Here is a 19,373-nt window from a genome sequence, read left to right as displayed (position 1 = left end):
GAATCTGACATGGCTTGAGGCGCAAGCGCGCCCGGGCGTCTGACGGTTTGCTGCGGACACCGGGCTCCCTCAGGCGCGCGCGGTGACCTGCTCGATCGTCGTCGGTGTCACGCCCAGGCCGCGCAGGCAGAACCGCAGCGCCCGGTCGCGGACCTCGGCGCGGTCGCGGTGGCCCATCGCGCACTGCCGCTGGGTGCCCGCCCACACCACACCGTGGATCGACTTCGCCGCCGTCAACGGAACGATGTCTTGGAAGTCGCCGGTCTCGAGACCCCGTTCGAGTTGCTCGATGAGCGGTTCGAGGATGGCCGTGTACGCCGACGAGACGAGGTCCGGCGAGCTCACCATCTGCGGTTCGGCCTCCAGCGAGACCCAGCGCAGCTCTGACCGCATGGTTTCGTCGAACGCCAGATCGAGCCGGCCGTCGATCCAGGCGACCACGGCCGCGATCGGGGTGGCCGCCTGCGCCATCTTGGTCCGCAACCGCAGCACCTCGTCGCGCGTCATCTCCTGGAAGACCGCCGTGACCAGCTGGTCTTTCGACTCGAAGTGGCGGTAGAAGGCGCGGGTGCTGAGCTGGGCGTGCTCGAGGACCGCAGCGACGCTGAGGCCCCGGACCCCTTGTTCCTGAACGGATTTCGAAGCCGCAGCGAGGATCGCCTGGCGTACGTTCGGGTCCGGTGCGAGCTTGTTGCGGCGTGGTGTGACAGGGTGGCTCAGGTACGCCTGCCGGTGCCTGAGCGAATCCCCCGATTGCGTCATAGGTGAGAAAGTAATGCGCGCGCCCCGCGCAAGTGTCCACTTTCACCAGACTGTAATCGCAACCACCGCTGATTTTTTATTACACACACGTCGAGAAAGCCTTGGCTTTAGCCTCAATTCATGCCAATCGACCGACCCGCACTGCTCGCGGGCTGCATCCGACTCGCGTCCGGGGTCTCGTTCCTCGTCGATCCGCTTCGCGCCAACAGACTGTGGGGTGACGCGGACGAACCGACTCCGACGGCGCGACTGCTTTTGCGGTCGATGGGATACCGCGACGCATTGATCGGTGCGCTGCTCGCATCGAGGGGCCTGCGCGGAAAAGACGCTCGCGGCTGGTTTCTGGCTTCCGGCGGCGCCGACGCGGCCGACCTCGTCGGCGGCATCAGCGTCTACCACGACCTGAAACCGGCGCAGCGGCTCATCGGGCTCGGGGGCGCCGCCCTCGGCGTCGGCGTCGGCCTGTGGGGCGCCACCCGTCGTCCCCTGAGAGGCACGACGAGTGAGCCGGCGTCCGGTTGATCCGATCCTGCCGGCGAAAGAGCTCACGGCGGCCGCCCGCGATCATCGGACTGACGAAAAGATTTGGTAGCAAGGCGATTTGAATTCAAGTGCCGCAGAACGTGCGGTAGGGGCCGAAGTCCTCCGGCGCGGGATCGGCGTAGCGCTGAAGTCCGGGCCGTTCGTCGTAGGGGGCGCTCACCGCCGCGAGGAGCTTGTCGAGCGGGGCGAGGTCGCCCTCGGTGGCCGCGGCCAGCGCCTCTTCGACCAGGTGGTTGCGCGGAATGTAGACGGGGTTCGCGCGGTCCATCACGTCGGCGTCGGGATTCATGGCCTGCCAGCGTGCCAACCACCCGTCGAAGCCGGCCAGGTCGACGAACAACCCGCGCGCGGGCTCGGTGTCGCCGCGCGCCGCCGCACCGAGGCGGCGGAAGAAGGAGGTGTAGTCCACGTGGCTCTCCTTGAGCAGGCGAAGCAACTCGTCGCTCAGCGCCGCGACGTCGGCCTGCGCAGGCAGCCCGAGCTTGGCGCGCATGCCCGACGACCATACGGCGTCGTAGGTTGGCGTGAACACCGACGCGAAGGACTGCTCGGCCAGCGCCACCGCCTCCTCGAGATTGTCGGAGAACAGGGGAAGGAGCGTCTCGGCGAAGCGGGCGAGGTTCCAGCCGGCGACGACGGGCTGGTTGCCGTAGGCGTAGCGACCCCACGCGTCGATCGAGCTGAAGACGGTGTCGGGGTCGTAGGCCTCCATGAAGGCGCATGGCCCGTAATCGATGGTCTCGCCCGAGATCGTCATGTTGTCGGTGTTCATCACCCCGTGCACGAACCCGATCAGCATCCACCGCGCGATCAGCGAGGCCTGCACGGCCACCACCGCTTCGAACAACGCGAGATGGGGATTCTCGGCCCGCGCCGCGCCCGGGTGGTGACGGGCGATCGCGTGGTCGGCGAGGCGGCGCAGCAGGCCCTCGTCGCCGGCCGTCGCGGCGTACTGGAAGCTGCCGACGCGCAGGTGGCTTCCCGCGACGCGGGTGAGCACCGCGCCGGGTAGGACGGTGTCGCGCCGGACGGTGCGTCCGGTGGCCACGACGGCCAGCGATCGCGTGGTGGGCACACCCAGTGCGTGCATCGCCTCACTGATGACGTACTCCCGCAGCATCGGGCCCACCGCGGCCAGCCCGTCGCCGCCGCGCGCGAACGGGGTGGCACCGGAGCCCTTGAGGGCGACGTCGCGCAGCCCGCCGTCGCCGGTGACCAGCTCGCCGAGCAGTAGCGCCCGACCGTCGCCCAACCGCGGGACGAACCCCCCGAACTGATGCCCGGCGTACGCCTGGGCCACGGGCGCCGCGTTGTCGGGCAGCAGGTTGCCCACCAGGAACCGCAGTCCGTCGGGGCTGCGCAACCAGCCCGCGTCGAGCCCCAGCTCCGCGGCGAGCCCCTCGTTGAGCGCCAGCAGCCGCAACTCGGCGGCGGTCTCGGCCTTCCAGGGGATCGCCATCTCCGGCAGCTCGCGCAGGAACCGGTCTTGGAGGACGACGGTCGTGTCCGGTGCGACGCTCATGACACCGAGCCTACGGAAATGCTGCTCAGCCGAGCGCTTGCCCGATCAGGTCGCGGGCGCGGTCGAGCATGGACGCGAACGGGCCGAGGGCGAAATTCAGCTTCGCCGATTCGACGCCCGGATGCGGATGGGTGGGGGCGATGGCCTCGGCCGCCTTCACCGCCGTCGCCATCCTCTTGAGGCCGTCGGTGTCGAGTTCGCGCTGCAGGACGGGGAATTCCTCGTCCTCCTCCTGCTGGGCGTGGTCGAGCACCGCCTCGCGCAACGCGGTGACTTCCGCGAGGAACTCGTCCGAGGTGATGTCGAGCTTCTCGATCCGCGACAGCAACTCCTTGGCTTCGTGCTCCTCTTTCAACCGGGCGTCGACGATCGCGTCGCCGGCGTCGGCCTCCTGGCGCACCCGCGGGTGCACGATCATCTCCTCGGCGGTCTCGTGGACGGCCAGTAACTGGCGCAGCGCTGCGAACGGCGTCTCGCGCGCCCGGGGATCCGTGGCGTGCAGTACCTCGTCGAACATGTCCTCGATCAGGTTGTGCTGCGCCTTCAGATACGCGACGACTTCGTCGGGCGACTGGACGATCATGTCGGCCACTGCCGATACCTCCGTGGTGGTGGGGCGGGCGGGCTATCGACCGCTGCGCAACAAGTACCCGGCAAAGGGGCGCCTAAACTCAGCCGCAGCAGCGGTTATGTGGTTGAACGCGCCGTGTGGCATCCTCAACCATCCCGTTTCGGCGTATCGATACGGTCAGGAAGACAACCCACAGAGCACAAGAGGCGACAGAACACCCGCGATGTACGAACAGGTTCACAGCAGCGTGACGGAGCCCGACGAGATCGGCTCTCGCATCGACCCGGTCCTCGCCCGGAGCTGGCTACTGGTCAACGGCGCGCACGGCGACCGGTTCCAGGCGGCGGTGCACTCTCGCGCCGACATCGTGGTGCTCGACATCGAGGACGCCGTGGCGCCCAAAGACAAGCACGGCGCCCGCGACAACGTCGTGAGCTGGCTGCGCGCCGGTAACACGGACTGGGTGCGCGTCAACGGTTTCGGCACGCCGTGGTGGGCCGACGACTTGGCGGCGCTGGCCGAGACGTCGGTTGGCGGTGTGATGCTGGCGATGGTCGAGTCGGTGGACCATGTCACCGAGACCGCGAAGCGGCTGCCGGACGTGCCGATCGTGGCGCTCGTCGAAACGGCCCGCGGCCTGGAGCGCATCACCGAGATCGCCGCGACCAAGGGCACCTTCCGCCTCGCGTTCGGCATCGGTGACTTCCGGCGTGACACCGGATTCGGCGAGGACCCCGCCACCCTGGCGTACACGCGGTCGCGGTTCACCATCGCCTCCAAGGCGGCCAGCCTGCCCAGCGCGATCGACGGACCGACCATCGGCTCGAATCCGCTGAAGCTGATCGAGGCTTCGGCGGTCTCGGTCGAATTCGGCATGACGGGCAAGATCTGCCTCACGCCGGACCAGTGTGCGGTGGTCAACGAGGGCCTTTCACCGTCGCAGGACGAAATCTCCTGGGCGAAGGAGTTTTTCGTGGAGTTCGAGCGCGACGGCGGCGAGATACGCAACGGCTCCGACCTGCCGCGCATCGCCCGGGCCACCAAGATCCTCGAGCTGGCCCGCGCCTACGGCATCGAATCGTCGGAGTTCGACGACGAAGAGCGCGTGCATTCTCCCGCGCCCTCGGACACCTACCACTACTAGGAGTGGCGATGAGCGTCACCGTGGACTTCCACTTCGATCCGATGTGCCCCTTCGCATACCAGACCTCGTTGTGGATCCGCGACGTCCGCGAGCAACTGGGCATCACGGTCAACTGGCGCTTCTTCAGCCTCGAGGAGATCAACCGCGGAGAGGGCAAGAAGCACCCGTGGGAGCGGGAGTGGTCCTACGGCTGGTCGTTGATGCGCATCGGTGCGCTGCTGCGCCGCACCGGCATGTCGCAGCTGGACGCCTGGTACGCGGCCACCGGACGCGAACTGCACACGCTGGGCGGCAAGCCGCACGATCCCGCGGTGGCGCGGCGGCTGCTGGGCGAGATCGGCGTCGACGAGGCGGTTTTGGACGCGGCGCTGGCCGACGCGACCACCCACGACGACGTCCGCGCCGACCACCAGCGCGTCGTCGACGCCGGGGGATTCGGTGTGCCGACGCTCTTCCTGTCGGGGCAGTGCCTGTTCGGGCCCGTCCTGGTCGACCCGCCGACCGGGCCAGACGCGCTGAAGCTGTGGAGCGTGGTGAGCGGCATGGCCGAGCTGCCCCACGTGTATGAACTCCAGCGGCCCAAGGCGCCGGCCGACGCCGAGCTCATCGGCCGAAGCCTGCGCCCTTACCTGGACGGCCGCGACTGGGTGAGCATCAACCGCGGCGAAGTCATCGACGTGGAAAGGCTCGCGGGCCAAGGTGGTTCGCCGATCTAAGCGGCATGTCGCGCGATCGCGACGCCGATCCGCACCTCGAGCTCACGCACGTCGATCGTCGGCGCACGCGGCGGAGCGGCCGACCGGTAGCCCTTGCCGGTCGGTGTGATGAATCGCGCTGTGTGCGAACCATTTTCGTCGACTTCCGTGCTGACGCTCCAGCCGCGGGCCTCCTTGGCGTAGTTGCAGCCCTCGCATGACCCGTGCCCGTTGGCCGCGGTGGTGCTGCCCCCTTCGGCCCACGGCCGGGCATGGTCGCGGTGCCGGATCGGCGCGTCGCAATAGGGGGTGCGGCAGCGTTGATCGCGCAGTTCGATGAACGCGGCCAGGCCGCGCGGGAAAAGTCTGGAACGTGACTCCATGGCCACCAGCGCCCCGGACCGCGGATGCGCGTAGAGCCTGCGCAGCGTCGCGCGCGACTCCTTGTCGCTGGCCGCGCCGAAGACCAGTCCGCGCGCGACGGCCGCCGGGATCGGACCGTAGCCCCCGACATCGGCAGGCGCGTTGTCGCCACCGAGCAGCGTCTCGTCCGTGAGGACCAGGTTCACCGCGACCGGAGTGGGAACGGCCGCGGCGCGCCCGGTGACCCGCTCCACCAAGGTGTCGGCCATGACTTGGCCGCGTGAGCGGCCATCGAACCGCGTGTCGGCCTCGCGGCGCAGCGCCGCATAGACCGAAACCCCTTGTGCCATCGGCAACAACGCCGTCAGGTAGGTCATGGTGTCGGGTGCCGGCCGAATGGTCACCGTGCGCTCCTCTTCCGCCTTGGCTGCGCGCTCGACGACAGAGTGCGGGTCGAGGCGGTAGGCGATGGCCTTGGCCGCCGCCGCCACCCGCGCGTCACCCATTCCCTCCAGACGGTCCGGATCGGCACACAGCTCGGCATCCAGCGTCCGGCGGTCCTCGACGTCCAGGCATGCGCTCTCGCGCACGATCAGGGTGGCGCGCCACTCGGACAGCGCCCCCGACGCCAGCGCCGCGAGCGTGTGTGGCATCTCGTGCACCAATGCCTTGGCGAAACCGAGATGGCGACCGCCCCGCACGGGTGCGTCCCGCCGCGCGAGCGCCACCTCGGTGGCCACCCCACGCCCGCGGCCGCTTCTGTCCGGAGGCGGGACGCGTACAGATGGGCCGTCGCCCTCGCCTGGCCGGCGGCCGCGGCGGACTTGATCCTCTCCAGCTCGGCGATGCGCTCGACCAGTGCGGATTCACCGGCAAGCGGATCGACCGTCGACAAAGTTTCGAACATAGGTTCGATGGTAGCGAGGGCCACCGACAAGCCTGGCTAGATGTGGGCCCCGATCCGCTGCCCGACGAGCGCCGCGGTCGTGCCCAGCGCGACGCTCACGACGATGTTGGCGAGCGCCGCGCGCAGCTGGCGCTCCTCGCCGAGTCGCTGCGTTTCCAGCATCCAGGTGGAGAAAGTGGTGTAGGCGCCCACGAAGGCGGTGCCGGCAAGCAGGGCCGCCTCCTTGCTGAGGACCAGGCCGCCGAAAAAGCCGAGCAGCGCGGCCCCGCTGACGTTCACGGCCAGTGTGCCCAACGGAAGCGGCCGGGTGGCGCGACGAATCACCTCGCGGTCGACCAGGAAGCGGAGCACCGAGCCCACGCCGCCGAGAAGCGGGACACCGAGCCAGACCAGGATCGTCGTGGCCGTCATTCGCGCACCCGCGCCCGGCGGACCACGACGGTGCCCAGGTGCACCGCGAGCAGGCCCAGCACGATGCTGGTCGAGGTGTAGGAAATCGCCAGGAGCCAGTGGCCGTGTTCGAGCATCTTGACGTTCTCGACCTGCATGCTCGAGAACGTGGTCAGCCCGCCGCAGAATCCGGTGCCGAGCAGCGGCCGCCGATAGCTCGACAGCGGCAACCGCTCCAGCAACCGGGTGGTGAAGTACCCGACCAGGAACGCGCCGACGATGTTGGCCACGAACGTCGGCAACGGCCAGTGGTGCGGGTCGCGGACCACGGCCGCGTCGAGCGCGACGCGGCACGAGGTGCCGAGCGCACCACCGGCGAAAATCGCCGCCAGTTCGCGGTAGTCAAGTGCCACGCGTCATTCCCTCCGATGTGCGGGCGGTCGCTAGCAGCCTAAGGGTGAGGCTTACCAGCGGATGAATCCAGGAAGTACCTGAGAAGTCGCAACCGTGCTCGAGACGTCAGACGTTCGGTCTACAGGCAGAATTGACAGCCATGGTGGCCCACCCGCGCGCCGGTCAGCCGGCCCAGCCCGAAGATCTAGTCGACCTGCCTCACCTGGTGACGGCCTACTATTCGATTCAGCCTGATCCGAACGACCCCGTCCAGCAGGTGGTGTTCGGCACGTCGGGCCACCGCGGCTCGGCGCTGACCGGCGCGTTCAACGAGGCCCACATCGTGGCCATCACCCAGGCGATCGTCGAGTACCGCGCCGCCCACGGCACGACGGGGCCGCTGTTCATCGGCCGCGACACGCATGGGCTTTCGGAACCGGCGTGGGGGTCGGCCCTGGAAGTGCTGGCCGCCAACGACGTCGTCGCCATGATCGACTCGGCTGACCGCTACACGCCCACGCCGGCGATCAGCCACGCCATCCTCGGCTACAACCGCGGCCGCACCGAAGCGCTGGCCGACGGGATCGTGGTGACGCCGTCGCACAACCCGCCCTACGACGGCGGTTTCAAGTACAACCCGCCCAACGGCGGCCCCGCCGACACCGATGCCACCAACGCAATCGCCAACCGCGCCAACGAGATTCTGCTCAGCGGCGAGGCCGTCAAGCGAGTTCCGCTGGCCCGCGCACTGCGCGGCGCCCAGCGCCACGACTACCTGGACGCCTACGTCGACGACCTCCCCAACGTGGTGGACGTCGACGTCATCCGCAAGGCCGAGATCCGGATCGGCGCCGACCCGCTCGGCGGGGCCAGCGTGGACTACTGGGCCGCCATCGCCGAGCGGCACAACCTCGAACTGACCGTCGTCAATCCGCTGGTCGACGCGACATGGCGGTTCATGACGCTCGACCACGACGGCAAGATCCGGATGGACTGCAGCTCACCCGACGCGATGGCCGGGCTCCTCGCCGTTGTGGCCGCCAACCCGGGCTCCTACCAGATCGCCACGGGCAACGACGCGGACTCCGACCGCCACGGCATCGTCACTCCCGATGCGGGCCTGATGAATCCGAACCACTACCTCGCGGCGGCCATCGACTACCTCTACACCCACCGGCCGTCGTGGCCCGACGGGATCGCCGTGGGCAAGACCGCGGTCAGCTCGTCGATCATCGACCGGGTGGTGGCCGGCATCGGCCGCAAGCTGGTCGAGGTGCCGGTCGGTTTCAAGTGGTTCGTCGACGGACTGATCGGCGGCACCATCGGCTTCGGCGGCGAGGAGTCGGCGGGGGCGTCGTTCCTGCGCCGCGACGGCTCGGTGTGGACCACCGACAAGGACGGCATCATCCTGGCGCTGCTGGCCTCCGAGATCCTGGCCGTCACCGGTCTGAGCCCGTCGCAGCGCTACCGGGAGCTGACCGCCGAGTACGGCACCCCGTTTTACGCCCGCGTGGACGCGCCGGCCGACCGCGACCAGAAGGCCCGGCTGTCCAAGCTGTCAGCCGAGCAGGTCACCGCGACCGAGTTGGCGGGGGAGCCGATCACCGCGAAGCTGACCGCGGCGCCGGGCAACGGCGCGCCGCTGGGTGGGCTCAAGGTGACGACGGCCAACGCGTGGTTTGCCGCCCGGCCCTCGGGCACCGAGGATGTGTACAAGATCTACGCCGAATCCTTCAACGGGCCCGAGCATCTTGGCGAGGTGCAGGAAGCGGCGCGCGAGGTGGTCAATAAAGTCATCGGGTGACCATTTCGCTGCGGCGTCCCCGCCCGGGGGTTCGTGAATCCCGATCCGTTCGGTTACCGCGCGAGGTGTGGATCCTCAGCTGGGCAAATGTCATGGTCGCGCTGGGCTACGGTGTCATTTCGCCGGCGATGCCCGCTTTTGCCCGGACGTTCGGGGTCAGCATCAAGGCGGTGACTTTCGTGGTCACCGTCTTTTCGTTGAGCCGGTTGTGTTTCGCGCCGGTGAGCGGCGCGCTGGTGCAGCGGCTGGGCGAGCGGCGGATTTATATCGGCGGTTTGCTGATCGTGGCGTTGTCGACCATCGCATGCGCGTATTCGCAGGCCTACTGGCAGCTGCTGGTCTTTCGCGCCGTCAGCGGCATCGGGTCGACGATGTTCTACGTCTCGGCGCTGGGGCTGATGATCCACATCAGCCCGGCCGACGCGCGCGGCCGGATCGCGGGGCTGTTCACCACGTCGTTCATGGTGGGCGCGGTCGGTGGGCCTGCGATCGGCGGTCTGACGGCGGGTTGGGGGCTGACCGCGCCGTTCATCGTCTACGGCGTCGCGATGCTGGGGGTGTCGGTGGTGCTGTTCTACGGCTTGCGGCATTCGGAGCTGGCCGCGCCCCCGCCGCCGACGCGGTCGACGGTGACGATGCGGCAGGCCCTGCGGTCGCGCGCGTACTGGTCGGCGCTGTTGTCCAATTTCGCGACCGGCTGGGCGGCGTTCGGGCTGCGCATCGCGCTGGTGCCGCTGTTTCTCTCCGATGTCATGGGCGAAAGCATCGGCGTCATCGCGGTGGCGCTCGCGGCGTTCGCGGCCGGCAACGCCCTGGCCGTCGTCCCCAGCGGATACCTGTCGGACCGGATGGGGCGGCGCACGTTGTTGATCGTCGGCCTGGCGGCCTCCGGCGTGGCGACCGCCTTGCTGGGGGCGGCGTCGTCGCTGCCGGCGTTCATGGCGGTGGCGGCCGTGTCCGGCGCGACGACGGGCATCTTCATGTCTCCGCTGCAGGCCGCGGTCGCCGACATCCTGGGCAGTGAGGCACGCGCCGGCATTCCGGTGGCGGCGGTGCAGATGGTGACCGATCTGGGCGCCATCGTCGGTTCGGTGATGGTCGGCTGGGTCGCCGAGCGGCTGAGCTTCGCCTGGGGCTTCGGGATCAGCGGGGTGGTTCTGCTGGTCGCCGCCGTCGGCTGGGTGCTGGCGCCCGAAACACGGCCGGAAGCGGCGCTGTCGACCTCGTAGCCGGGCGCAGAACGGGCTGAGCAGCGACTTTGAACGCGTGTTCGCAGTGGTGTAACTTCGATGAGCACGACGCGGGGCTATGGCGCAGCTGGTAGCGCACCACACTGGCAGTGTGGGGGTCAGGGGTTCGAGTCCCCTTAGCTCCACCAGGAAACCGCAGCTCAGATGGCTTGCGTAGATTTCTCGTCAACACTCCCGTCAACATCGGGCGTATTGTGCATGGCGACCCTCCGGCTGCGTACCCGTAAGGACGGCAAAACAACGCTTGCTTTCCGGCGCGTTGAACGCTGCGGTGGCTGCAGGGCACCTGGGCACCAATCCGTGCCGTGGACTTCGGTTGCCGCGCTGGCAGCGAAGGGAAACGGTCTTCCTCACTGAGGCGGAGTTCGCGACACTCCTAAACGCGGTGACGGGGTACTGGCGCCCGTTCGTGGAGTTCCTGGTGGCCTCGGGCGCCCGCTGGAGCAAGGCGACCGCACTGCGGCCCGGCGATGTCGATCTCGATCAAGGAACAGTGCGCATCGTGCGTGCCTGGAAGGTCGTCGACGGCGGCGTGAAGCTCGGGCCGCCGAAGTCGAATAATTCGGTGCGCACGATCAATGTTGCCGGCAGCGTGCTCGACAAGCTGGACTGCAGCGGTGATTGGCTGTTCCGCAACCGTGCCGGTGATTATGTACGGGCATAAGGCTTCTCACGGAGAGTGGGCACCCGCGGTGGCCAGGGCCGAACTGGGCAAGAAGCCTTGCAGAGGTGTCAACTATGTCGCGAGACAGCTGCCAACTATGTCCTGGAATCAGACACTGTCCCCGCTACCAGCGGAACCGCCTACCAGCGGAAATGGCCCCCGGAGACTTCTCCGCGGGCCATTTTCATGCCGTTCCGAGTGCGGCAACGTAGGACTGGGAGATTGCCGAGTTCGGTGTGCTAAGGGTCGCCGCTGAAGCCACACACCGTCCTCCGATCGCTACCTTCCTCACGAGATGAGGTGGATGACGAACGCTGGGTGCACCAGTAGCGCGACACCAAGCACTACGAGAATGGCCGCCGTCAGGTGTCTCAGCTGATCGCCGAACGGGGTTGTCTTTTCCAGCCAGATCACAACCGAGAGTGCCAGCATCCACGCCAATTGCATTGTGCCGAAGGCGATCAGCAGTATCATCAGCATCCAACAGGAACCGAGACAATAGATCCCATAGCGGCTTCCGGCGAGAAATGCGCGTGCCGCGCCGTCCGGGTGGTCGACCGGCCCGTGGGACAAGGACATCGACCGGCGGCACTGCCGCAGACACATCACCTTTATCGGCGTGAGCTGATGGAGCCCCGCGACCACCGCCACTGCGCCAGCGAACCGGCCGACCCAAGGGCATGTGTGGACTAGCGGGTCGAAGCGGCTCGACGCCAGATAGGCGGGAATGCCCACCGCGCTCCACAATGCCAGGTATCCGGCGGTGAAGATGATCGCCGGAACGGCGTTGCCGGCGGCGGCGTGGGCGTACCGGCGAACGACGGGCAGGACCGTGGGGAGCATCATCGCCGCCATCATGGCGGCCCACGCGATGAGGAACGCGGCCAACGACATTGTGGACTGAGTGTCCATCGACATTCCGTCGCCTCGCATGGCCTTGGCGCTGACCACTGACCACCACCAGCCCAGACCTGCCACACCCAGCAGGGCCGCCGGCAACCAGACGTCGGTTCGCGATCGCCCATGTCCCTGGCTGTTGTTCACTTAGCGGTTCCTTCCGTCGGTGCCCTACATACGATGACGACGCCACGCTACCCCACCCGAGGTGGGGTGGGGTATGCTGGCCGAGGTCCGCGTCGGTGCGAGTTTGGAGCGAGTAATGAGCGAGGAATTGACGGCGAAGAAGCGCGCGGCGCTGAATCGGCTCAAGACGGTTCGGGGTCACCTCGACGGGATCATCCGGATGGTGGAGTCCGACGCGTACTGCGTGGACGTGATGAAGCAGATCTCGGCGGTTCAGTCCTCACTGGAGCGGTCGAACCGGGTCATGTTGCACAACCACTTGGAGACGTGCTTTTCCTCGGCGGTGCTGGATGGTCGTGGGCAAGCGGCGATTGAGGAGCTGATCGATGCCGTCAAGTTCACGCCGGCGCTGACCGGTCCGGAGGCACGACTGGCCGGTGCCGCGGTCGGCGAACCTATTGAGAAGGAGCCGGTGACGGCCGGAAGTCCGGGATGACCAGCGAGCACCAGATTCTCGATGCTGGCCGATAGCTAAGACATGTCACCGCTCACGGGGCAACGATACGAACCAACGATACGAACGGAGTGTCAAAGACGATGGTGTTGCATGCATTTGTGGCCAAGGCGATGCCAACGGTGGTAACCGGCGTGGTGGGGGCCGCGGCCTATGGGGCTTTGATCAAAGCTCCGTGGCGCAAGGCCACGGTCATCGCCACCGCCTGGGGCATACGGGTCGCTCGCGAGGCCGAGCGTAAGGCCGGGGAGAGCGCTGAGCAGGCCCGGTTGACGGTGGCCGACGTGATGGCTGAGGCGAGGGAGCGCGCCAGAGAGGACGTTGCATCGGTGGCGGGGTCGGGCGACGAGAAATGACCACCGGTGTTCTGAGCCGTGCCGACGACGTGCTGAAAGTTGTATCCAACGCGTCGGGGCGGATGCGGGTGCACGTCACCGGGTTTCGTGTCGATGCGGTTCGTGCCGTCGCGATCGAGGAGGCGGTCGGCAAGGTTGCCGGTGTGCAGGCCGTGCAAGCCTATCCGCGAACGGCATCGGTGGTGATCTGGTATTCGCCCGAACAGCGCGATGTCGCGGCTGTGCTGTCGGCGGTGGCCGAAGCCGAGCACATCGCGACGGAGTTGGTGCCCGCGCGGGCGCCGCACTCGGCTAATCTGTCCAGGACCGGTGGGGCGCGCAGGATTGTCAGCGGGTTCGGGCTGGCGCTGTTTGGGCTTCGCAATCGCGCGCAGGACCGTCTGCCCGAGCTGGAAAGTTGCGGCGGCTGCGGGTCGGGACCGGTCACCGCGAGCGGTTTGTCGCCCGACGAGCAGAGCAGGCGCGAGCGGCGCAAGTGGCTGCGGCGGGTGTGGTTGGCCTTCCCGTTAGGGCTGGTGGCGATGGCGTCGACAATGTTTCTCGGCGCCTATCCGTGGGCCGGGTGGCTTGCCTTCGTGGCGACGGTGCCGGTGCAATTCGTGGCCGGGTGGCCGTTCCTCAAGGGAGCGGTACAGCAGGCGCGGATGTCGAGTTCGAACATGGACACGCTGGTCGCGCTGGGCACGCTGACCGCGTTCATCTACTCCACCTATCAATTGTTCGCCGGGGGCCCGTTGTTCTTCGACACCTCGGCGCTGATCATCGCGTTCGTGGTGCTGGGCCATTATTTCGAGGCCCGAGCCCAGGGCAAGGCACGCGAGGCCATCAGCAAGCTGCTGGAGATGGGCGCCAAGGAAGCCACGTTGCTCGTCGACGGCGCGGAGCTCCTCGTGCCCATCGAACAGGTCCGAGTCGGAGATCTGGTGCGGGTGCGCCCGGGGGAGAAGATCCCGGTCGACGGCGAGGTCGTCGACGGCCGCGCGGCGGTCGACGAGTCCATGCTCACCGGAGAGTCCGTCCCGGTCGAGAAAACAGTGGGTGACCACGTTGCCGGGGCGACGGTCAACACTGACGGGCTGCTGACTGTGCGCGCCACTGCGGTCGGCGCGGACACCGCGCTGGCACACATTGTGCGCCTGGTCGAGCAGGCGCAGGGCGGCAAGGCCCCGGTGCAGCGACTGGCCGATCGAGTCTCGTCGGTTTTTGTCCCGGCCGTCATCGGCGTTGCTATCGCGACGTTTGCGGGGTGGACGCTGCTGGCCGCCAACCCGGTCGCGGGTATGACCGCGGCGGTCGCGGTGCTGATCATCGCTTGCCCGTGTGCACTGGGCCTGGCCACTCCCACCGCGATTATGGTCGGCACAGGCCGCGGCGCCGACCTCGGGATCCTGGTCAAAGGCGGCGACGTCCTGGAAGCGTCGAAGAAGATCGACACGGTGGTGTTCGACAAGACCGGCACCCTCACGCGTGCCCAAATGCGCGTCACTGATGTGGTACCCGGTAAGCGGCGCCAGCCCGATCTGGTGCTGCGGATCGCCGCCGCGGTCGAGGCAGGCTCCGAACATCCCATCGGGGCGGCGATCGTCGCCGGTGCGCGTGAACGCGCGCTAGAGATACCGGACGCCACGGCATTCACCAATATCGCGGGGCACGGAGTGCGGGCCGAGGTCGACGGCAAGCCGGTCGTCGTGGGGCGGCGCAAGCTGGTCGAGGAACAGAATCTGCAGCTGCCCGACCATCTAGCTGCGGCGGCCGCCGAGCTCGAAGAGCAGGGCCGCACCGCGGTGTTCGTGGGCCAAGACGGCCAGGTTGTCGGTGTGCTCGCGGTGGCCGACACGATCAAGGACGACGCCGTCGACGTGGTCCGACGACTCCATGCCATGGGGCTGCAGGTCGCGATGATCACCGGCGACAACGCCCGCACGGCGAACGCTATCGCCAAGCAGGTCGGCATCGACCGAGTGCTGGCCGAGGTGTTGCCAGAGGACAAGGTCACCGAGGTTCGCCGGCTCCAAGACGAGGGCAAGGTGGTCGCCATGGTCGGCGACGGCGTCAACGACGCCCCGGCACTGGTGCAGGCCAATTTGGGCATCGCGATCGGCACAGGTACCGACGTGGCCATCGAAGCCTCCGACATCACACTGATGTCCGACCGGCTCGACGGTGTCGTGTCCGCGATCGGGCTCTCGCGGCAGACCCTGCGCACGATCTACCAGAACCTCGGCTGGGCCTTCGGCTATAACACCGCCGCGATCCCCCTTGCCGCGCTCGGCATGCTGAACCCGGTGGTGGCCGGCGCCGCGATGGGATTCTCCTCGGTCAGCGTGGTGTCAAACTCGCTACGGCTCCGCCGATTTGGCCGCTAAGCAGGTAGACGGGTAACGGATCATGCGACGTAGTGGCTAGCAAGATGACGGACCGACGGGTGGTACATCGGAAACGGCTGGGTTCGTGCCAGTCGTCTGTCAATGTACTTGCGATGTACCCCTATTGGGGAACGGATCACGACGAATATCACCGTCGATGGCTGTAGTCGCGCCAAACACGTTTGCCGTGAAGGTTTTGCGACTAAATCGAAATGTTCGGGAGGTCATCACATGGGCAACTTCACTCGGCGGGCGGTATTAGCGGCGCTCGGTGCGAGCGTGGCCGCGGGGGCCGCCGCATATGCAGCTCGCTTCGTTGGCTTCCCCGCGCTGCGAATCCGCCTTGCAGACGGCGGCATGATGGGGGCCAGTCCGGCGGACATGAGTCTCTACATGGACATGTTCAACCGTCACACCGAAATCACACGCACCGTTGAGGAAATCCCCGGCGGGGTGCGCACCACCACTCAGTCAGGCTCGCCCGATTTGGCGGCGCAACTGCACGCGCATGTGTCGAGCATGTACTCGCATCTAGATCAGGGAACCGAAGTCATGTGTATGAGCCGAAGCCTGCCGACGCTATTCCGCAGTGCCGGCGGCTACCGGCGCCAGTTGACCCTGACTCCGACAGGCGTCATCGCGGAGGAAACGTCTGCTGATCCCGCGATAACCGACGCCATCCGTGCTCATGCCGCCGAGGTGACCGGATTCGTCCAAGACGGAATGCCCGCCATGATGCGAGGCATGATGGGCGGCGCGATGGGGCCCGGGTGCATGGGGGGACGCGGCGGCATGATGCGACCCGGCGGTTCGCCGTAGCCGCCCGTCGTTAAGGGCTTGCGCGCGTCTGCGTCGGGACGCTGGGTCAGCAGCAGTCCTCACCGCGCCAGGATTCGACGCCTTCCCACGCGGCGACGGCGCCAACTCCGAGACCCGTCACCGGGTCGAGCCACCCACCCACCGGGCCAGCCGGCGCCGGTCGCCAGGCCGATCGGGACCGCGGCGGACTGGGGCGCGCACAAATAGTTTTGGGGTGCCCTCCCCGGCGGTGGCCGCCGGGCTTAGTCGGGCGGCGAGCCTGTGTTTGCTGTAGCCCAGCAGCGGCATCAGTACCAGCGCCAGGGCGGTCAGCACGATCCCGATCAGCGTGGTCCGGGCTCGGTGCTCGCCGAGCAGGTGGTGGGCGGATTCGGCGGCGACGTGGGTGAGCCGAAACAACGAGGCACAGCCGATCGGGTCGGAATCCCCCAGACCGCAGTCTTTGAGGCACCCAAGGTGTGTGGACACAGTCGATCGCGCCAGCCCGACGGCTTCGACCATGTCGGTTACCCGCGCTGGCCCGGCGCTCAGGTGCTGCACGATGGCGAGCCGGGATGGATCACCCAAAGACCGGAATAGCGCAGCCGCGAGGGCCAGCTCTACCCGCTGCAATTCCGTGGAGCCGGCAGGCAGATCTACTCCCATTCGGGGATGTTATCGCCCTACGGTGAGTGGAGTTATCGGTCCTAAAGCCTCGGGCGCTCAGCAGATCGTGTGGTCTTGCTGAATCGGGGTCCATATCGCAAAGCATTGGCGGGTGGGTGATGGCCGGCGGGGCGCAGAGGGTGGACAACGCCCATGACCGCAAGATAGGGAACAGATTTGGTAACTAAACACCGCGGAACTGGCTCGAATCAGTGCGACAGCGCGCACCGAATGAGACCCTTGACTCGGGCTGACCTGCGCTTTTGATACTCAGCGAACGCCGAAAACCCTCGGTGCGAGCTCATAACCCAGAGGTCGCAGGTTCGACAGGCGACTCGATATTTCGCCCCGGTTCGGACTCGTCCGTGGCTGGTCATTTCGTCGGAAGTTGTTCTTCTGCTTCGTGATTCGCGATCTCAGGTGTGCGCTGTAAAAGACGCGAGTGCCGTCTCCACCTCGTGAAGGTCTCGCTCGTTGCATTGGGCCCAGCGCTGCTCGTCGGCGTCGAGGTGAGTAAGGAAGGCTTAGCGGCTGCGGATAGTGGCGATCCAGTCCTTCGGACGCACGGGCTTGGTCAGGCAGCCGATGTCTTCTTGACGGAACTCACGCGCGTCCCGCGGCCTGAAAGCATCAGGTGTGCAAGCCACGTCAAAGACTGCGGGAAAGTAACCGGGTCGATGTGGCAGGGCCATATTTCGCCACGGCAGTTCGCACGGTCCGCTGCACGGTTGTCCGGCACACCCATCGTGAACAGCAAGGTGCGCACGAGTGGCACAGATCATGTACACGGAGCTGCGGAACATTAAGGTCATTAATTGTGAATATGAATAGGCGCGCGCGTGGCGCCTGAGCACCCCGCATATCCGTGAGCCTGCTCCGTCCTGTCGATGGCACGGTGTGGGACGAGGCATCCGTCCCGCTGTATGAGCGGGGAGTCCGCCTGTCTTGGCTCATCGAACTGGTCCGCTCGCTCTTGTGGGACGCAAACAGCGCGCACCGCGAGGGGATCGAGTATGAGCGACAACGATCGGAATTCCAAAAACGAGCTAGTTTTTACGACGATGAAGTGCCACCGTGGCGGCCGGTCCCCGAGGAGGTTCGCTTCACGACGCGCGACTTCATGGCTAATTGGATTCTGCACAAGACGGCTCCGGTCCGCGGCCCACTTTATGCATTGGTGCCTGACGATGCTCGTGGTCTTCCTGGCAGGTTCGTGTCTCATTCGTGGAGTTCTTACTTGTACCTGGAGGGGTCTGGGCAGGAGCCTTTCGGAATGCTGAATGCGATTGGAAGCGGCGTTGCCGGTGTGAAGGAAGAGTTCGTCTGGCTTGACATCTGCTGCTACAACCAGCACTCCGACATTCAGGTCGCCCCAGACATGTACACGGTGATCGAATCGATCGGTGCGATCGCATTCCCTGTTACTACCGAACCGCTGTTCGACAGGACTTGGTGTCTTTGGGAGTTGCTCTGCGCGGCGAAGACGAGCGCTGACATTCAGTTTTGCGCCGCGCCTGGCTATCGCACGGATAAGCGGGTCATAGTCAACAACTTCTTCGACGCATTCGACTCGGTGCGATCTGCAAGTGCGACCAAAGAAGAGGACCGACAAGCGATCCTAGGCGAAGTGGAGAAACATTTCGGCTCATTCGACGAGGCTGACGCGTACATCGAAGATGTATTGAACCGAGGGTTAGGCAATCCCTGGTTCGAGAAATACAAATAAGGGCCCGCACTGCGGGTCACTCATCTAGCCTCCCTGCGCATACCCGCCCGCGGCCAACACCACGACGTCGACGGCGGCGATGCCGAAGGCCGCCGCGAACGGCACCCGGCCGGTGCCCAGTGCTCCGACGACCGTGAGGACGACGGCCGCGCCCAGCCCGGCCGCCGCGACCCACACCCGGCTCGATGCGAGTAACAGCAACACGGACGCCGACAGCAGCAACACCAGCGCGACTACCCGCACTGCCCTGGCGCCCCAGCGGGCGGCCACCTGCTGCGGCAGCCCGTTGACGCCGGTGGCGCGGTCGACGGCCAGATCCGGCAGGACGTTGGCGAAGTGGCCACCGAGGCCGACCAGGGCCGCGGCCGCGGTCGCGTACCACGTCGGCACGGGGTGAGCCGGCAACGTGCTCGTCGCGTAGGCGGGGATCGGGCCGAACCCGAGGATGAACATCAGGCCGGACGCCGGCGTCGACTTCAGGCCGAGGTTGTAGGCCCACCCCGCGCCCACGATCACCGCCAGGATGACCGCCGTCAGCACGCCGATGGCCAGCGCCGTCGCCAGCGCGGCCAGGAGCCCGGCAACGGCGGCGAGCCACACCGCCCGCGCGCCGATGGCACCGGTGGCGACCGGCTTGTCCGTCCGGCCCGCCGCGGCGTCGCGGGCGCCGTCCATGGCATCGTTGGACCAGCCGATTGAGAGCTGGCCGAACAACATCGCGAGCGCCGTGAGCCACACGCCCTGGGCTGTCGCCTGCGCCGCGAGCAGTGTGGTCAAGGCCGCGATCGCAATCGACGGCCCCGCATGGCCGGCGACGATGAGCGCTCGCGCGTGGCTCAGGACCGACAGCGTCTTTCGCGTGTGGACCGTGGTTGTCGGCTTTCCGTCACGTCTGCCCCCGCTGCGGCAGAAGCTG

19 protein-coding genes, 1 tRNA gene and 1 pseudogene are annotated in these 19,373 nt (G+C 67.1%); 12 read left to right on the top strand and 9 right to left on the bottom strand.

The features are described from left to right. Positions 1-69 precede the first annotated feature (69 nt). Positions 70-762 carry a TetR/AcrR family transcriptional regulator gene (locus G6N48_RS12580; RefSeq protein ID WP_085267857.1) on the bottom strand — a complete coding sequence of 231 codons (693 nt, stop codon included), beginning with the start codon at positions 760-762 and terminating at the stop codon, positions 70-72. 120 nt (positions 763-882) lie between these two features. Between G6N48_RS12580 and G6N48_RS12575 the strand changes: the two genes are divergently transcribed. Beyond that, a complete protein-coding gene (locus G6N48_RS12575; RefSeq protein WP_085267858.1) occupies positions 883-1,284 on the top strand; it encodes a DUF4267 domain-containing protein in 402 nt (133 codons plus the stop codon). Positions 1,285-1,369: 85 nt separating this feature from the next. Here G6N48_RS12575 and G6N48_RS12570 read toward each other — a convergent pair whose 3' ends face one another. Together G6N48_RS12570 and G6N48_RS12565 are read right to left on the bottom strand one after the other, a co-directional pair. Further along, complete coding sequence (locus G6N48_RS12570; protein WP_085267859.1) at positions 1,370-2,827, bottom strand: protein adenylyltransferase SelO; 1,458 nt, start codon at positions 2,825-2,827, stop codon at positions 1,370-1,372. A gap of 25 nt (positions 2,828-2,852) precedes the next feature. Continuing rightward, positions 2,853-3,419 (bottom strand): hemerythrin domain-containing protein, encoded by a 567-nt coding sequence (locus tag G6N48_RS12565; RefSeq protein WP_085267860.1) that lies wholly within the window; start codon positions 3,417-3,419, stop codon positions 2,853-2,855. A 202-nt stretch (positions 3,420-3,621) separates the two neighbouring features. Between G6N48_RS12565 and G6N48_RS12560 the strand changes: the two genes are divergently transcribed. Both G6N48_RS12560 and G6N48_RS12555 read left to right on the top strand, forming a co-directional pair. After that, positions 3,622-4,542 (top strand): HpcH/HpaI aldolase/citrate lyase family protein, encoded by a 921-nt coding sequence (locus G6N48_RS12560; RefSeq protein ID WP_085267861.1) that lies wholly within the window; start codon positions 3,622-3,624, stop codon positions 4,540-4,542. An 8-nt stretch (positions 4,543-4,550) separates the two neighbouring features. After that, positions 4,551-5,258 (top strand): mycothiol-dependent nitroreductase Rv2466c family protein, encoded by a 708-nt coding sequence (locus tag G6N48_RS12555; RefSeq protein WP_085268058.1) that lies wholly within the window; start codon positions 4,551-4,553, stop codon positions 5,256-5,258. On the opposite strand, the pseudogene G6N48_RS12550 reads toward G6N48_RS12555, so the two are convergent. The 3 genes and pseudogenes from G6N48_RS12550 to crcB (G6N48_RS12540) form a co-directional block, all read right to left on the bottom strand. Next, positions 5,255-6,507 (bottom strand): annotated as a pseudogene (locus tag G6N48_RS12550) (HNH endonuclease). The gene G6N48_RS12555 and the pseudogene G6N48_RS12550 overlap by 4 nt on opposite strands. Before the next feature lie 36 nt (positions 6,508-6,543). Then, positions 6,544-6,918 (bottom strand): fluoride efflux transporter CrcB, encoded by a 375-nt coding sequence (gene crcB, locus G6N48_RS12545; RefSeq protein WP_085267863.1) that lies wholly within the window; start codon positions 6,916-6,918, stop codon positions 6,544-6,546. After that, complete coding sequence (gene crcB / locus G6N48_RS12540; protein ID WP_085267864.1) at positions 6,915-7,310, bottom strand: fluoride efflux transporter CrcB; 396 nt, start codon at positions 7,308-7,310, stop codon at positions 6,915-6,917. Before crcB (G6N48_RS12540) ends, crcB (G6N48_RS12545) begins: the two co-directional genes overlap by 4 nt. Before the next feature lie 140 nt (positions 7,311-7,450). Between crcB (G6N48_RS12540) and pgm the strand changes: the two genes are divergently transcribed. The 4 genes from pgm to G6N48_RS28240 all read left to right on the top strand — a co-directional run bounded on the left by pgm (position 7,451) and on the right by G6N48_RS28240 (position 11,008). Beyond that, positions 7,451-9,094, top strand: a complete 1,644-nt coding sequence (pgm, locus tag G6N48_RS12535) for a phosphoglucomutase (alpha-D-glucose-1,6-bisphosphate-dependent) (RefSeq protein ID WP_085267865.1) — start codon at positions 7,451-7,453, stop codon at positions 9,092-9,094. 65 nt (positions 9,095-9,159) lie between these two features. After that, on the top strand, positions 9,160-10,323 hold the full coding sequence (locus G6N48_RS12530) for an MFS transporter (protein WP_372511314.1): 1,164 nt from the start codon (positions 9,160-9,162) through the stop codon (positions 10,321-10,323). A 73-nt stretch (positions 10,324-10,396) separates the two neighbouring features. Next, positions 10,397-10,472: transfer RNA gene (locus G6N48_RS12525), tRNA-Ala, on the top strand. A 281-nt stretch (positions 10,473-10,753) separates the two neighbouring features. Continuing rightward, positions 10,754-11,008, top strand: a complete 255-nt coding sequence (locus G6N48_RS28240; protein WP_232066610.1) for a site-specific integrase — start codon at positions 10,754-10,756, stop codon at positions 11,006-11,008. Positions 11,009-11,296: 288 nt separating this feature from the next. On the opposite strand, the gene G6N48_RS12515 is transcribed toward G6N48_RS28240, so the two are convergent. Beyond that, positions 11,297-12,007: a DUF2182 domain-containing protein gene (locus tag G6N48_RS12515; protein WP_232066609.1), complete on the bottom strand. Its 711-nt coding sequence runs from the start codon at positions 12,005-12,007 to the stop codon at positions 11,297-11,299. A 160-nt stretch (positions 12,008-12,167) separates the two neighbouring features. Here G6N48_RS12515 and csoR point away from each other — a divergent pair, with 160 nt between their 5' ends. The 4 genes from csoR to G6N48_RS12495 all read left to right on the top strand — a co-directional run bounded on the left by csoR (position 12,168) and on the right by G6N48_RS12495 (position 16,086). Beyond that, positions 12,168-12,527, top strand: coding sequence for a copper-sensing transcriptional repressor CsoR (gene csoR / locus G6N48_RS12510; RefSeq protein ID WP_085267868.1), 360 nt, complete (start codon positions 12,168-12,170; stop codon positions 12,525-12,527). 101 nt (positions 12,528-12,628) lie between these two features. Beyond that, positions 12,629-12,901: a DUF1490 family protein gene (locus tag G6N48_RS12505; RefSeq protein WP_085268060.1), complete on the top strand. Its 273-nt coding sequence runs from the start codon at positions 12,629-12,631 to the stop codon at positions 12,899-12,901. A 62-nt stretch (positions 12,902-12,963) separates the two neighbouring features. Next, entirely contained in the window at positions 12,964-15,267 is a 2,304-nt protein-coding gene (locus G6N48_RS12500; protein ID WP_139825664.1) for a heavy metal translocating P-type ATPase, read from the top strand. A 231-nt stretch (positions 15,268-15,498) separates the two neighbouring features. After that, positions 15,499-16,086: a hypothetical protein gene (locus tag G6N48_RS12495; protein WP_085267870.1), complete on the top strand. Its 588-nt coding sequence runs from the start codon at positions 15,499-15,501 to the stop codon at positions 16,084-16,086. A 117-nt stretch (positions 16,087-16,203) separates the two neighbouring features. Here the strand turns inward: G6N48_RS12495 and G6N48_RS12490 are convergent, their stop codons facing one another. After that, a complete protein-coding gene (locus tag G6N48_RS12490) occupies positions 16,204-16,731 on the bottom strand; it encodes an ArsR/SmtB family transcription factor (RefSeq protein WP_085267871.1) in 528 nt (175 codons plus the stop codon). Between the two features lie 865 nt (positions 16,732-17,596). Between G6N48_RS12490 and G6N48_RS12485 the strand changes: the two genes are divergently transcribed. Beyond that, positions 17,597-18,457 (top strand): hypothetical protein, encoded by an 861-nt coding sequence (locus G6N48_RS12485; protein WP_139825639.1) that lies wholly within the window; start codon positions 17,597-17,599, stop codon positions 18,455-18,457. A gap of 24 nt (positions 18,458-18,481) precedes the next feature. On the opposite strand, the gene G6N48_RS12480 is transcribed toward G6N48_RS12485, so the two are convergent. Further along, positions 18,482-19,234, bottom strand: coding sequence for a UbiA family prenyltransferase (locus G6N48_RS12480; protein WP_232066608.1), 753 nt, complete (start codon positions 19,232-19,234; stop codon positions 18,482-18,484). Positions 19,235-19,373: the final 139 nt, after the last annotated feature.

This window comes from Mycobacterium parmense (assembly GCF_010730575.1).
In the GTDB taxonomy this organism is placed as follows: domain Bacteria; phylum Actinomycetota; class Actinomycetes; order Mycobacteriales; family Mycobacteriaceae; genus Mycobacterium; species Mycobacterium parmense.
Note: the sequence above shows the minus strand (reverse complement) of the source record. Positions and strands in the feature narration are given on the sequence as shown.

Coding starts and splice junctions, on each gene's coding strand:
- pgm (WP_085267865.1), top strand. CDS start 7,451: ATGGTGGCCCACCCGCGCGCCGGTCAGCCGGCCCAGCCCGAAGATCTA.
- G6N48_RS12570 (WP_085267859.1), bottom strand. CDS start 2,827: ATGAGCGTCGCACCGGACACGACCGTCGTCCTCCAAGACCGGTTCCTG.
- G6N48_RS12555 (WP_085268058.1), top strand. CDS start 4,551: ATGAGCGTCACCGTGGACTTCCACTTCGATCCGATGTGCCCCTTCGCA.
- G6N48_RS12560 (WP_085267861.1), top strand. CDS start 3,622: ATGTACGAACAGGTTCACAGCAGCGTGACGGAGCCCGACGAGATCGGC.
- crcB (WP_085267863.1), bottom strand. CDS start 6,918: ATGACGGCCACGACGATCCTGGTCTGGCTCGGTGTCCCGCTTCTCGGC.
- G6N48_RS12505 (WP_085268060.1), top strand. CDS start 12,629: ATGGTGTTGCATGCATTTGTGGCCAAGGCGATGCCAACGGTGGTAACC.
- csoR (WP_085267868.1), top strand. CDS start 12,168: ATGAGCGAGGAATTGACGGCGAAGAAGCGCGCGGCGCTGAATCGGCTC.
- G6N48_RS12580 (WP_085267857.1), bottom strand. CDS start 762: ATGACGCAATCGGGGGATTCGCTCAGGCACCGGCAGGCGTACCTGAGC.
- G6N48_RS12575 (WP_085267858.1), top strand. CDS start 883: ATGCCAATCGACCGACCCGCACTGCTCGCGGGCTGCATCCGACTCGCG.
- G6N48_RS12490 (WP_085267871.1), bottom strand. CDS start 16,731: ATGGGAGTAGATCTGCCTGCCGGCTCCACGGAATTGCAGCGGGTAGAG.
- G6N48_RS12495 (WP_085267870.1), top strand. CDS start 15,499: ATGGGCAACTTCACTCGGCGGGCGGTATTAGCGGCGCTCGGTGCGAGC.
- G6N48_RS12500 (WP_139825664.1), top strand. CDS start 12,964: ATGCGGGTGCACGTCACCGGGTTTCGTGTCGATGCGGTTCGTGCCGTC.